This window comes from Anaerobacillus sp. ABD4_527 (assembly GCF_056160805.1).
In genome coordinates this window covers 1,013,579-1,026,077 of record NZ_JBSWXZ010000001.1, presented here as the reverse complement: position 1 = coordinate 1,026,077, position 12,499 = coordinate 1,013,579, and the positions used below count along the sequence as shown (strand labels likewise).

The 12,499-nt window shown below is 39.7% G+C and carries 17 protein-coding genes; 16 read left to right on the top strand and 1 reads right to left on the bottom strand.

Annotated features, from left to right (window positions below):
* Positions 1-12 precede the first annotated feature (12 nt).
* On the bottom strand, positions 13-960 hold the full coding sequence (locus tag ACXAHI_RS05395) for a DUF1385 domain-containing protein (RefSeq protein ID WP_474846511.1): 948 nt from the start codon (positions 958-960) through the stop codon (positions 13-15).
* A 222-nt stretch (positions 961-1,182) separates the two neighbouring features.
* On the opposite strand from ACXAHI_RS05395, the gene ACXAHI_RS05390 reads away from it, so the two are divergent.
* The 16 genes from ACXAHI_RS05390 (at position 1,183) to accB (ending at position 12,494) form a co-directional block, all read left to right on the top strand.
* Positions 1,183-1,719: a YqhR family membrane protein gene (locus ACXAHI_RS05390; protein ID WP_474846509.1), complete on the top strand. Its 537-nt coding sequence runs from the start codon at positions 1,183-1,185 to the stop codon at positions 1,717-1,719.
* 102 nt (positions 1,720-1,821) lie between these two features.
* Positions 1,822-2,241, top strand: a complete 420-nt coding sequence (gene aroQ, locus ACXAHI_RS05385; protein ID WP_474846507.1) for a type II 3-dehydroquinate dehydratase — start codon at positions 1,822-1,824, stop codon at positions 2,239-2,241.
* A gap of 22 nt (positions 2,242-2,263) precedes the next feature.
* Positions 2,264-3,331, top strand: a complete 1,068-nt coding sequence (locus tag ACXAHI_RS05380) for a M24 family metallopeptidase (RefSeq protein WP_474846505.1) — start codon at positions 2,264-2,266, stop codon at positions 3,329-3,331.
* Positions 3,332-3,352: 21 nt separating this feature from the next.
* Positions 3,353-3,910, top strand: a complete 558-nt coding sequence (gene efp / locus ACXAHI_RS05375) for an elongation factor P (protein ID WP_270179237.1) — start codon at positions 3,353-3,355, stop codon at positions 3,908-3,910.
* A gap of 115 nt (positions 3,911-4,025) precedes the next feature.
* Entirely contained in the window at positions 4,026-4,739 is a 714-nt protein-coding gene (locus ACXAHI_RS05370) for an ABC transporter ATP-binding protein (RefSeq protein ID WP_474846503.1), read from the top strand.
* Between the two features lie 5 nt (positions 4,740-4,744).
* Positions 4,745-5,764: an ABC transporter permease gene (locus ACXAHI_RS05365; RefSeq protein WP_474846502.1), complete on the top strand. Its 1,020-nt coding sequence runs from the start codon at positions 4,745-4,747 to the stop codon at positions 5,762-5,764.
* Positions 5,765-5,776: 12 nt separating this feature from the next.
* On the top strand, positions 5,777-6,439 hold the full coding sequence (locus ACXAHI_RS05360) for a TetR/AcrR family transcriptional regulator (RefSeq protein ID WP_474846500.1): 663 nt from the start codon (positions 5,777-5,779) through the stop codon (positions 6,437-6,439).
* A 151-nt stretch (positions 6,440-6,590) separates the two neighbouring features.
* Positions 6,591-7,526 carry a stage III sporulation protein AA gene (gene spoIIIAA / locus ACXAHI_RS05355; protein ID WP_474846499.1) on the top strand — a complete coding sequence of 312 codons (936 nt, stop codon included), beginning with the start codon at positions 6,591-6,593 and terminating at the stop codon, positions 7,524-7,526.
* 1 nt (position 7,527) lies between these two features.
* Positions 7,528-8,040: a stage III sporulation protein SpoIIIAB gene (spoIIIAB, locus tag ACXAHI_RS05350; RefSeq protein WP_270179232.1), complete on the top strand. Its 513-nt coding sequence runs from the start codon at positions 7,528-7,530 to the stop codon at positions 8,038-8,040.
* Positions 8,041-8,059: 19 nt separating this feature from the next.
* Positions 8,060-8,266: a stage III sporulation protein AC gene (spoIIIAC, locus tag ACXAHI_RS05345; RefSeq protein WP_224878330.1), complete on the top strand. Its 207-nt coding sequence runs from the start codon at positions 8,060-8,062 to the stop codon at positions 8,264-8,266.
* Positions 8,267-8,278: 12 nt separating this feature from the next.
* Positions 8,279-8,668 carry a stage III sporulation protein AD gene (gene spoIIIAD, locus ACXAHI_RS05340; protein WP_474848083.1) on the top strand — a complete coding sequence of 130 codons (390 nt, stop codon included), beginning with the start codon at positions 8,279-8,281 and terminating at the stop codon, positions 8,666-8,668.
* Between the two features lie 19 nt (positions 8,669-8,687).
* Entirely contained in the window at positions 8,688-9,872 is a 1,185-nt protein-coding gene (spoIIIAE, locus tag ACXAHI_RS05335; RefSeq protein ID WP_474846497.1) for a stage III sporulation protein AE, read from the top strand.
* A gap of 11 nt (positions 9,873-9,883) precedes the next feature.
* On the top strand, positions 9,884-10,483 hold the full coding sequence (spoIIIAF, locus tag ACXAHI_RS05330; protein WP_474846495.1) for a stage III sporulation protein AF: 600 nt from the start codon (positions 9,884-9,886) through the stop codon (positions 10,481-10,483).
* Positions 10,484-10,488: 5 nt separating this feature from the next.
* Positions 10,489-11,124: a stage III sporulation protein AG gene (gene spoIIIAG / locus ACXAHI_RS05325; protein ID WP_270179229.1), complete on the top strand. Its 636-nt coding sequence runs from the start codon at positions 10,489-10,491 to the stop codon at positions 11,122-11,124.
* Between the two features lies 1 nt (position 11,125).
* Positions 11,126-11,677 carry a SpoIIIAH-like family protein gene (locus ACXAHI_RS05320; RefSeq protein WP_474846493.1) on the top strand — a complete coding sequence of 184 codons (552 nt, stop codon included), beginning with the start codon at positions 11,126-11,128 and terminating at the stop codon, positions 11,675-11,677.
* Between the two features lie 328 nt (positions 11,678-12,005).
* Positions 12,006-12,494, top strand: coding sequence for an acetyl-CoA carboxylase biotin carboxyl carrier protein (accB, locus tag ACXAHI_RS05315; protein WP_474846492.1), 489 nt, complete (start codon positions 12,006-12,008; stop codon positions 12,492-12,494).
* The last annotated feature ends 5 nt before the right edge of the window (positions 12,495-12,499 follow it).

The following is a 12,499-nucleotide window of genomic DNA, read 5'->3' as shown; positions in this document are numbered from 1 at the left end:
TCCTGTTCGTCATTAAACAACTTGTGTGCTTGTTAAGTCTTCTTCGTGCTTTTTATCACGGGCAAGTAATTCTTTAAATGAACAAATCGCTACTTCAACTTGCTTATCGTCTGGGTTCTTTGTGGTTAAGAGTTGAACCCATAATCCTGGATAACCTAGCACGCGTAAAACAGGGATATTTCGAAATTTATTCGTTAATTGTAGTACTTCAAAAGAAACGCCAAGTACTACTGGAATCAATAATACACGATAGATGAGTCTTACTAGGAGCGGATCAGAGGGAACCATTAAGTAGATGAAAACCCCGATTACAACTGTGAAGAGTATGAAGCTACTACCACAACGAAAATGTAGTCTTGACTGCTTCTGAACATTCTCGATCGTGATTGGAAGTCCAGCTTCATAGGCGTTGATCACTTTATGTTCAGCCCCGTGGTATTGAAAGACTCGTTTGACGATAGGAGTTAGAGATATAAAATAAATATATCCAAGTAATAATACGAGTTTGATCATACCTTCAATGATATTTTGTATTACATGGCCTGGAAATATAAATTCTAGCGATGCAGCCGCAAGTGCAGGTAAGATGGTGAAAATCGTTTTCACGAAAGCAAATGAAATGACACCAAGTGCTGCAGCTCCAAGCAAGAACGTCATTTTAGAAGGTTCTTCTTTTTTTAATGCTTCTTCATCGTCAGCCGGATCAACATCATACCGCTCAGATGAAAAGTTCAGATGCTTCGTACCGTTTCCACTTGCATCAATGATGGCTACGACTCCTCGTATAAAAGGAATCTTTTTCAATTTAGTTAAAAGTGGCTTTGGTTTCTTAGGTATCTCAAGATAATCGATCGAATTATCTTTCCGTCGAATTGCAGTTACAGATGTGTGTTTACCTTGAAACATCACACCTTCTACAACCGCTTGCCCACCGTATGCGGGTTTTTTTGTGTCTGACAATGTCTCTCACCAACCTAATTTTGTTTAAGTGGAATGAATTCAATCATCTCACTACCTTGTAAATGTCTTTCTTACATTCTACAAGAAACATGGAAAAACCTCTAGGTAAGCGATGTTAATATTCATTTTCCCCAACAAACTTTTTTTTAATCGCCTCAATAGGTGAATTATAGATAAATAATCCATTCTATTCTGGGATAGACTACTATCGGAGGTGTAGACATGGAAAAAGTGAGCCAAAACGATGAAAAAGAAAACGATGAAAAAGAATTAGAACAAGATAAGAAAGAACAACCTCTCAGTTTTACGGCAAAGGTCCTTAATATTGGACTAGCTGGAGGATTAATATGGGGATTGATCGGATACGTGACGTATTTATTCAAGTTCACAAAGGTTCCTCCATCTCTTATCCTCTCCCCGTGGGCGCTAGGAGAATGGAAGAACGATCAGCTCGGACAATGGATTGGAATCATCGCGATTGCAATCGTATCAATAGGAGTGGCATTTATTTACCGAGCAACAATGGTGAAAATAAATAACATGCTTGCTGGACTAGCTTATGGCATCCTGCTTTGGATTATCGTGTTCTACTTACTTAACCCAATGTTTCCTGACCTTCCATCAGTTATGAAGTTAGATAAGAATACTATTGTTACTACGATATGCCTCTACGTCCTTTATGGTGTATTTATCGGGTATTCCATATCGTTTGAGTATCACGAAAACCAGCAAAACGGCGCGTCCTATTCAAACAAATGAAGCTATGGTAGAATGTTCATGGAACATTCTTCTTTTTTTGCATTCAAATCCGTCAAAGGATACCGAGACTTTTAAATCTCATAGATCGTAAAGGGGCTTAAAATGAATCATTTTTACGTACTAAACGGGCCGAACTTAAATCGATTAGGCAAAAGAGAACCAGGGATTTATGGTAATGAGACATTGGAGACGCTAGAAGTGCGCTTAAATGACTTAGCCAAGCAGCATGGATTTTCTTTAACTTTTAAGCAATCGAATCATGAAGGTGATTTAATCGATTGGATTCATGAAGCAGAGAATGCTGCAGGAATTATCCTAAACCCAGGAGCTTTTACACACTATAGCTACGCTATTCGTGATGCGATCGCTAGTGTAGATGTACCGGTGGTCGAAGTGCATCTGTCAAATGTACATAAACGTGAACCATTTCGTCACCAGTCTGTTGTTTCACCAGTTTCAGAAGGTCAAATTGTAGGTTTTGGAATGAAGGGCTATGAGCTAGCTCTATTGTCATTTCTGTAAACAAATAAGGAGGACTAAGTAGATGGAACGTATAGCGAAACTAAGAGAGTCATTTAAAGAATATGAAATTGATGCAATGTTGATTACTTCAGCAAGCAACCGAAGATATTTTTCTCATTTCACTGGAAGTTCTGGCGTCGTATTAATCACAGAAAAAGATGCGAAGTTTGTTACAGATTTTCGTTACGTAGATCAAGCTAACGAACAAGCAAAAGGATATGACATTGTTCAACACAAAGGTCCGATTATTGATGAAGTAGCAAAAGTGGCAAATGAGCTAGGCGTTAAAAAGCTAGGCTTTGAAGAAACACAACTTACATACAACGTATTTAAAGCTTATGAACAAAAGGTAGAGGGAACTCTTGTACCGATCAGTGGCCTTCTTGAAAAGCACCGCATGATTAAGGATGCGAATGAATTACAAGTCTTAAAAGAAGCTACAGAAATTGCAGACGCAGCATTTCAACACATCACAGGATACATCCGTACAGGTATAACAGAACTTGATGTATCCAATGAGTTAGAATTCTTCATGAGAAAAAATGGCGCTGCGTCTTCTTCTTTTGATATTATCGTTGCGTCAGGAAAGCGTTCAGCGCTCCCTCATGGGGTTGCATCTGATAAGGTGATCCAGAAGAACGAACTTATTACCCTAGATTTCGGGGCATATTACAAAGGGTATTGTTCAGATATAACTCGTACAGTTGCGATTGGGGACCCTGGTGAAGAATTGAAAAATGTTTACCACACCGTGCTCGAAGCACAGATGAAAGCCATGGATCAAATTAAACCAGGGCTTACTGGTAAAGAAGCTGATGCGATCTCTCGTGACTATATCACTTCTAAGGGATACGGTGAATTCTTCGGACATTCTCTAGGGCACGGTATTGGCCTTGAAGTCCATGAAGGACCTGGCCTTTCCTTTAAATCTGATACCGTCTTAGAGCCGGGAATGGTTGTAACGGTTGAACCAGGTATTTATCTCTCAGGCAAAGGTGGCGTACGCATCGAGGATGATACAGTCATCACTGAAAACGGCAATGAAAAGCTATCTCATTCTACTAAAGAACTATTGATTCTTGGTGAATAATACATTTGAGGAGGACAAGACATGATTTCGGTAAACGATTTTAAAACAGGTCTTACGATTGAAGTAGATAATGGAATCTGGCAAGTTGTAGATTTCCAACATGTTAAACCAGGTAAAGGAGCTGCCTTCGTACGCTCTAAGCTAAGAAACTTACGTAGTGGCGCAATTCAAGAAAAAACGTTTCGCGCTGGTGAGAAAGTAGCGAAAGCACATATCGAAAACCGTAAGATGCAGTACTTATATGCAAGTGGCGAAATGCATACGTTCATGGATACAAACTCGTTTGAACAAGTTGAGCTTCCTGCTGATCAAATCAAGTACGAACTAAAGTTCTTGAAAGAAAATATGGAGATCTCAATTCGTATGTATGGTGATGAAACGATTGGAATCGAGCTTCCAAATACCGTTGAATTAGAAGTAACAGAAACTGAGCCTGGTATCAAAGGTGACACAGCATCAGGTGGCACGAAGCCTGCAACCGTTGAAACAGGTCTTACAGTACAAGTACCTTTCTTCGTAAACCAGGGAGATGTGCTTGTTATCGATACAGGAAAAGCAGAATACGTATCTCGTGCGTAACAAATGAACCGCTCTTGAAAGGAGCGGTTTTTTTGTTGATGAAAATGAGTGATTACTCACTTTAGTTATCGTATAATAAAAGTGAGTAATCACTCATTTTGAGGGAGGGAGTTTCGTGAGCACTACGATTATCGATGCTAATGTGACAAAGCGTTTTGGGAAGAAAAAAGTACTCGAAGATGTGACGTTAACTCTCACTAACAATGAAATTTTCGGACTCCTTGGTCCATCCGGATCAGGAAAAACGACACTAGTTAAAATTCTTTGCGGAATTGATGTGCCTACTGAAGGACATGTATCCGTTTTTGGTAAAAAGATGCCTGATTTAGAATTGATTAAGCGAATTGGATATATGGCCCAGGCTGATGCGTTATATCATGAATTGACAGCAAAGGAGAACTTGGTTTTTTTTGCAAGTATTAGCGGCGTAAAACGTAATAAAAGGGCAGAGCGAATTCAACAGGTCATGAAGCTCGTTGATTTAGAAAGTGACCTCAATACTAAAGTAGAGACATTTTCGGGTGGAATGAAAAGGCGACTGTCACTTGCTATTGCCTTGTTGCACGAGCCGGACATTCTCGTTTTAGATGAACCAACTGTCGGAATTGATCCTGCATTACGAAATAAAATTTGGGATACCTTTGAAACATTAAAAGAGAGCGGTGTGTTAATCGTCGTAACGACTCACGTAATGGACGAAGCTGAACGTTGTTCTAGACTTGGAATGGTTCGGGATGGACAGCTTATCGCGATTGGAACTCCTGATGAAATAAAGATCAAAACCGAAGCATCAACAATCGAACAAGCTTTTCTATCATATGGAGGATGAGTATCATGAGAGTGTTAGCAGTCGTAAATCGCATCCTAAAGCAATTTTTGCATGATAAGCGGACGATGGCATTGATGATACTAGCTCCCATCCTTGTCCTAACTATGTTATCTCTCGTCTTCAATGGAGAAGAGTTGGAACTCAAGATCGGATTAATCGATGTCCCAAGCACTGTTTATACTAACTTGGAAAAAGAAAATGTGGCAATTGAAAAATTAGATTCTGACACTGATGTTAATGAAATGCTTGAGCAAGAGGAATATGATGCGATCTTAGTTTTTGAACAAGGGGAAAGTAAACTAATACTAGAGGGTAGCGATCCATCTATAAATAATATGATCATAGATAACATTAAAAATGAGATAAGCCCAAATACAACACCCGTCTCACTATCGGTAGAGCATTTATATGGCTCTCAGGATCTAACAACCTTTGATAACATTGGACCGGTATTGGTAGGCTTCTTCATATTCTTTTTTGTGTTTTTAATTGCTGGAGTTTCATTTTTAAGAGAAAGAACGCAAGGAACGTTGGAAAGACTACTTGCTAGTCCTATAAAAAGATGGGAACTGGTGATGGGATATGTCATCGGCTTTGGAATCTTCACGACGATTCAATCGTCCATTATCGCCCTTTATAGCATTTATGTCATCGACTTAATGATGGAAGGTAGCTTTTTCTATGTGTTGATCGTTACTGTCATGATTGCATTAAGTGCGCTCACGCTTGGAATACTGTTATCAGCATTCGCAAAGAATGAACTACAGATGATTCAATTCATTCCACTAGTAGTCGTGCCTCAATTCTTTTTTGCAGGGTTGTTTAAATTAGAAACGATTTCGGATTACCTGAGTTGGCTAGGGCCGTTAACACCTCTCTACTATGGTGCGGATGCACTTCGAGACGTGATGATTAGAGGACAAGGATTGGATAAAATCTGGACAAACTTAATAGTCCTAGGAGGCTTTTCAATCATTTTTATCATAATGAACATTTTTGCTCTGAAGAAACACCGTAGCATATAAGGAGAGGGTGTAATGGGTAAGCGAGAAGATATAAATGAATTATTTAATTCAAGTGAAAGTGATGTCTTTGGTGAAGGTCTAACTCCGAAGCAGAAACGTATTCTTGAAGCGGCAATCCAAATGTTTTCTGAGATAGGGTACTCGTCTTCTTCGACGAGCGAGATTGCGAAGCGAGCAGAAGTAGCAGAGGGAACGATTTTTAGGCATTATAAGACTAAAAAAGAGTTACTGTTAGCAATTGTGACGCCTGTTATGAGTAATCTGCTAGCACCCTTCATTATTAGAGACTTAGATAAGGTTCTTAAGAGAAACTATAAAAGCTATGAAGACTTTCTCATTGCAATGGTGAAAAATCGGCAGGAATTTATTGAAAAGCATCTATCTATAGTAAAAATTTTAATTCAAGAGATCCCTTTTCATGATGAACTTCGCAGCCAGTTTATCGACCGAATTGGAAAAGAAGTCTATACGCGATTAGAAGCAATCGTGTCGCATTTTCAAGCTAAAGGTGAGCTGATTGAAATGCCTACTCAAACAGCGATAAGATTAACCGCCTCATCAATAGGTGGTTTCCTCTTTGCAAGGTACATCCTCCTTCCAGAGCACGATTGGAACGATGAGGAAGAGCTAAAACATACGATCCATTTTATCATGAATGGAATGAAAGCAAGATAACACCTAGCATTTATGCTAGGTGTTTTTCTATTCCATTTACCTTGAGTAAAACAAAGGTTGTTAGTGAAATTAGTACCTTCCTGGTAAGACATAATTCATATAGCACCGGAATACTAGTGTAAGGAGTACATGCTAGGAAAGGGGGACATTTATGGAAGAAGTTCTACGTGTCCTGCCCGAAGGAGTAAAGGAAATTATCAATCAGTATTCAAAACAGGAAAGAGGTGGGATTGAAGAGATTAGATTGCGTATTAACCGGCCTCTAGAAGTAATTATTAACGGCAGCCCACAGTTTCCTCGTCTTGACGGTAGAGAGTACTACGTTTCAAGAGAAGATGCTTCTCAAATGACGAATAAATTAAGTCAATATTCTTTATATGCGTTAGAGGAAGAGTTAAAGAAAGGCTTTGTCACCATTCAGGGTGGCCATAGGGTGGGGCTCGCTGGAAAGGTGATTACAACCAACGGGAGTGTTAAAGCGATTCGGGATATCGCCTCATTCAATGTAAGAATTGCAAAGCAAAAGATCGGAATCGCTACCCCGCTATTATCATACCTATTTTCAAATGGTTGGATGAATACAGTGATTCTCGGTCCTCCAAATTCAGGGAAGACAACATTGTTGCGTGATCTTACAAGATTGATGGCTGAAGGAGATAAAGGAAGACGGATCCCGTCTTCAAAAGTGGGCATTATTGACGAACGATCTGAGATTGCAGGGTGTGTCAAAGGTATACCACAGCATCAATTAGGAAAAAGGGTCGATATTCTTGACGCGTGTCCAAAAGCTGAAGGAATGATGATGATGATTCGCTCGATGAGTCCTGACATTCTGATCGTAGATGAAATAGGTGGAGTTAAAGAGAGTGAAGCCATTATCGAAGCCGTTAACGCAGGCATTAAACTTGTTGTGACAGTGCATGGAAATACAATAGAAGATTTATATAGGCGACCGAGCATTCAAGAATTGATAAGGTCCGGAATGTTTAAGCGCTTCGTTGAACTTTCGAGAACCAGAGGGCCAGGTACTGTGAAATCGGTGAAAGACCATAAAGGAAATGAAATACGTCGTTCGAAGGTGATCTAGCATGAAGCTACTCGGTGCAATCTTAATTGTATTAGCAAGTACCTGGGCAGGTGTCGAATGGTCTAGGACGGTAAGTGAGCGATCTAGACAACTCCGAATGCTAAAGTCAGCCCTTCAGTCTCTGGAAGCTGAAATCGTTTATGGCATGACGCCTTTAAGCGTAGCTTGTAGCCATATTTGTAGACAAGTAGGTCATCCTGTCTCATGGTTTTTCGATTCTTTCAGAAAGAAGCTAGAAGAAGGCCATACGACAGCATATGATGCCTGGATGAAAAGCATGGATGAAGTTTGGAAGTATACTGCTTTCAGACAGGAAGAGAAAGAAATTATGAAACAGCTTGGTGCAACGATCGGTCAACAGGATCGTGAGCATGAGCAAAAGCAGTTGCAGCTTGCTTTGATCCATTTAGAAAGAGAAGAGCAAGAAGCGAGAAATAATCAAATGAAATATGAAAAAATGTTCAAAAGTCTCGGGTTCCTAGGAGGTATTCTTCTCGTCATTCTATTGATTTAGTCACTGGGAGGATAAGCGGATGAATCATGATGTGAACAAAATATTTCAGATTGCTGGGATTGGAATCATCGTAGCGATGCTACACACGATTTTAAAACAGATGGGGAAGGAAGAATACGCTCAGTGGGTCACGTTAATCGGTTTTATCGTCGTTTTATATATGGTGATCACGATAATCGATGACCTATTTCAGAAAATCCGGGGAGTCTTTCTTTTCCAGGGTTAGGGGGTGTCGGCGATTGATATTGTACAAATAGTTGGAATAGGATTGATCGCAACATTCCTAGCCATTGTTGTAAAAGAACAAAAGCCGGTCTTCGCATTTACAATTACCGTGTTTACAGGAGCAATAATCTTTCTATATCTCATAGGGGAGATCCAGCATATTATTCAGATGTTGGAAGGCCTAGCTTCAAAGGCAGATATAGAGATCATCTACGTAGAAACTGTGCTGAAAATAATAGGGATTGCTTATATTGCAGAGTTTGGTGCACAGATAACACGAGATGCCGGTCAGGGCGCGATCGCTTCAAAGATTGAACTTGCCGGTAAGTTACTGATTATGGCCATGGCAATTCCTATCCTTAAATTAATCATTGAAACAGTTTTGAGATTGTTACCGACATGAGTGAGAGGAGGGATGGGACATGCCTCTTAAGAAACTGATGCTTTTGCTGTTTTTTCTCTTTATCTTTTATCCCTCTGAGGCTTTAGCCGATGATGGTGAAAGCAAGGAAACGATGACTGATCAATTTGTAGACAAGCAGTTAAATTCACTTGGCTTACAAGAAATTCAAGCATACTGGAATCAAGTGCTTGATGAGTATGGGGGCTTCTTACCAGAAAGTCAAAAAGGTACGTTTTTGGAGTTTGTAAAAGGAGAAAAGCAGCTATCTTTGAAAGCTTATTTCATAGGATTTGTGAAATTCCTTTTCCATGAACTATTAGTACATGGAAAGTTACTAGGAAGTTTAATTTTGCTTACTATCTTTAGCATATTACTCCAGAACATGCAGAACGCATTTGAACATAAGGCAGTAAGTACCGTTGCCTACTCCATTACCTATATGGTGTTGATCATTCTAGCTTTGAATAGTTTTCATGTAGCGATTCAATATACAGAGACAGCGATTACGAATATGATGAGTTTTCTCCTTGCGCTGATTCCACTTTTGCTAGCTCTCATGGCATCCGTGGGTGGAATAGCATCCGTAGCTTTCTTCCATCCGATCGTTTTGTTTTTAGTGAACACTGGAGGCTTGTTAATTCAGAAGTTTGTTCTACCTTTATTATTTCTATCGGCGGTGTTGGCCATCGTTAGTACGATTAGCGAACATTATAAAGTTACACAGCTATCTAATTTACTTCGAAATATAGCGATCGGAACACTAGGGGTATTTTTTGCTATATTTCTAGGTGTGATATCTGTTCAAGGAGCAACGACAGCTGTTGCTGACGGAATCACGATTAGGACTGCAAAATTCGTTACAGGAAACTTCATCCCAGTTGTCGGTAGGATGTTTACAGATGCGACAGATACAGTCCTAAGTGCATCGGTTCTATTAAAAAATACTGTTGGACTAGCAGGGGTTGTTATTCTGCTTATGCTCTGTGCTTTCCCGGCATTAAAAGTACTTGCTCTAGCGCTGATCTATAACATCGCTGCAGCAGTCATCCAGCCTTTAGGTGGCGGTCCTATGATTCAATCTCTAAACGTTATTTCAAAAAGTGTACTGTTTATTTTCGCAGCACTATCAATTGTATCTCTTATGTTTTTCTTAGCCATAACGATCATTATTGCTTCAGGAAATATCACTTTAATGGTTCGTTGAGGGGGGATTGGATGGATATTATTACAGGGTGGGTAACAAACATTATTTTGCTTATCCTGATTGCAACTGTTCTTGAATTGTTGTTACCAAATTCTAATATGCAGCGGTACGTGAAGATGGTGATTGGACTCATGTTGATGGCAGTTATCCTTTCACCTTTGCTTAAGATTTTTACGGAAGACTTTGACGCAATGCTTAGATCGGTTACGATCAGGGATTCAAATACGAGCATCCAGATGGAAAATAGCATTGAAACAAAGAAAAGTGAAATACAAGCTTCAAACTCTGCATATATTGAAGAACAAATGGCTGTCCAATTGAAAAGTCAAGTTGAAAAGGAGTTGAGGGAACAATTTAATTTAGAGATTAGCGATCTTGCGTTAGCTTTAGGGGAAGTTGAAGGCGAGAAAAATATCGATCAAATAGCAGTCAAAGTAAAAGAATACAGTGAAGAGACAGCGGTGAATGATATTGAAGCGGTATCGATATCGTTTTCTGAGAGCGAAGAGGAAGAGTTAGATGCAAATGCCAAGAAAGTAGCTTATTTTTTAGCAGATGAGTGGCAGCTTTATCCGAATCAAGTTGGAGTTGAGGTGGAGGGGGGTGAGTAGGTTCCATGGAAAGTAAGTCAAGTTGGCTCGATCAGTTAAAAAAGCCGAAGAAGAAAAAAGGAATGCCGCTTTTATATCTTGTTATAGCAGTGGGAGTAGGAATACTCTTCATGTTTACCGAAAACTTCTTCGCATCGCCAGGTCCAGCACAGGTGGTTACATCAGATAAAACTGCTTCAAATGAAAGTGAGCCTGCATTTGGTCAGAAAGCTTCAAATCCATCAACGATTGCAGAATACGAAAACCACTATGAAACACAGTTGAAAGAAGCGCTGGATGAGGTGAAAGGAGTATCGAACGCTACAGTAATCGTAAACTTGGATTCCACAGAAGAAAAAATAGTAGAGAAGAATCGGACTTCTACAGATAAATATACTTATGAAACACCGAACGAAGGTGGATCCAGGAAAATCGAGGAACAATCCAGCGAGGAGCAAGTGGTCGTGATACAAAATGATCAAGGTCAAGGTCCTATCGTTGTTTCAACTAGAAAGCCAGTCGTACGTGGTGTGGTTGTCGTGGCTGAAGGTGCAGAAAGCGCTCAAACGAAAAAGATGATTGTGGATGCAGTAACAAGGTTGTTAGATGTGAAGAGTCATAGGGTTATGGTACTTCCGAAAACCGAAAAGGGGGATTCATAATATGGTCTTGAAAAAGCAAACGGTTTGGCTTCTTACAATGCTTAGTTTGATTATTGTACTATCCGCTTATTATATCATGACGCCTAATTCTGAAAATGTGGCTTTTGTGGATGATCAAGAACAGAGTCAGGAGGATTCTAAGAAAGAAGATGCGAAAGAAACAAATGCAGATGAAGATATGGTAACATCGAGCGTCTCAAGCGATGAAACGTTTGCAGCACTTAGGTTAGATATCCAGGAAGAACGCGACGCCGCAATTGAGGAATACACTGCAGTGATTGCAAGCGAAGCTTCAACGGATTTAAGGAATGAAGCTCATGAACAACGTCAAGAATTACTAGCTTTATCTCAAAAAGAATCTGTCCTCGAAAACCTAATCAAATCAGAAGGATACAACGATGCGATCGTATATACACTAGCTGATAACAAAGTGAGGGTAATCGTTAAAGCCGAACAGCTATCGAATGAAGAAGCCAACAACATCATGGTTTTGGCTCAAGAACAGCTAGGAAATCAGCAGCGAATCGCAGTTGAATTCCAGCCAGTAAAGTAACGTGAAAGGTGGAGGAGACTCCACCTTTTTTATTTTGGTTACAATTATCTAGTTTTTTAGTTTCCTTAATGAAAACGGTTACGTAATTTGTTACGCTAAATAGAAGACTCATTTAGCTAAACTACCATCGACCAAAATGATATGTTATGATAAATGGGCTTAGGACCTGCTCATATATAATGGTCTTAAAACATGGGGTGTATTCTTTCTACTATTAGTAGGAAATACTATTGAGCAGAATATCTATGGTATAATCAGTAGTAAAAGAGGCATGGTTCAAAAACGCCTCATTATAAAAAACAAAAGTAGATGATAGGGAGTGTAGATTTTGTTAAAAGTTCAAGAAATCCGCGAATTAATTAAATTAATTGATGAGTCGAGTATTGATGAATTTGAATATGAAAATGAAGGTTCTAAGGTAGTTTTAAAGAAGAACGACGTTCAATACGCTCAAGCGCAGCAAGCAGTTCAGCAGCCTGTTATGCAGGAAGCACCTGTAGCAGCACCTCAACCTGAAGCGAAAGCTCCTGTTAAAGAGCAAGCAAAAGAAGAATCGGCAGATCAGCAAGTTGACGACTCATTACATAAGATTGAATCCCCGATGGTTGGTACGTTCTATGCACGTCCTAATCCCGATTCAGATGCATACGTAAATGTTGGGGAAAAAGTGTCTGAAGAAAGCATCGTATGCATTATCGAAGCTATGAAGCTCTTTAACGAAATCGAAGCAGAAGTTAAAGGGGAAATCGTTGAAGTACTAGTAGAGGACGGACAGCTGGTTGAATACGGACAGCCTCTGTTCCTAGTGAAAGAATAAGGCGG

Excerpts from the sequence above, each read along its gene's own strand:
- spoIIIAG (WP_270179229.1), top strand. The coding sequence starts at position 10,489 with ATGGAAAGTAAGTCAAGTTGGCTCGATCAGTTAAAAAAGCCGAAGAAG.
- spoIIIAA (WP_474846499.1), top strand. The coding sequence starts at position 6,591 with ATGGAAGAAGTTCTACGTGTCCTGCCCGAAGGAGTAAAGGAAATTATC.
- spoIIIAB (WP_270179232.1), top strand. The coding sequence starts at position 7,528 with ATGAAGCTACTCGGTGCAATCTTAATTGTATTAGCAAGTACCTGGGCA.
- ACXAHI_RS05320 (WP_474846493.1), top strand. The coding sequence starts at position 11,126 with ATGGTCTTGAAAAAGCAAACGGTTTGGCTTCTTACAATGCTTAGTTTG.
- spoIIIAC (WP_224878330.1), top strand. The coding sequence starts at position 8,060 with ATGAATCATGATGTGAACAAAATATTTCAGATTGCTGGGATTGGAATC.
- aroQ (WP_474846507.1), top strand. The coding sequence starts at position 1,822 with ATGAATCATTTTTACGTACTAAACGGGCCGAACTTAAATCGATTAGGC.
- ACXAHI_RS05390 (WP_474846509.1), top strand. The coding sequence starts at position 1,183 with ATGGAAAAAGTGAGCCAAAACGATGAAAAAGAAAACGATGAAAAAGAA.
- efp (WP_270179237.1), top strand. The coding sequence starts at position 3,353 with ATGATTTCGGTAAACGATTTTAAAACAGGTCTTACGATTGAAGTAGAT.
- spoIIIAE (WP_474846497.1), top strand. The coding sequence starts at position 8,688 with ATGCCTCTTAAGAAACTGATGCTTTTGCTGTTTTTTCTCTTTATCTTT.
- spoIIIAF (WP_474846495.1), top strand. The coding sequence starts at position 9,884 with ATGGATATTATTACAGGGTGGGTAACAAACATTATTTTGCTTATCCTG.
- ACXAHI_RS05365 (WP_474846502.1), top strand. The coding sequence starts at position 4,745 with ATGAGAGTGTTAGCAGTCGTAAATCGCATCCTAAAGCAATTTTTGCAT.
- ACXAHI_RS05360 (WP_474846500.1), top strand. The coding sequence starts at position 5,777 with ATGGGTAAGCGAGAAGATATAAATGAATTATTTAATTCAAGTGAAAGT.
- ACXAHI_RS05380 (WP_474846505.1), top strand. The coding sequence starts at position 2,264 with ATGGAACGTATAGCGAAACTAAGAGAGTCATTTAAAGAATATGAAATT.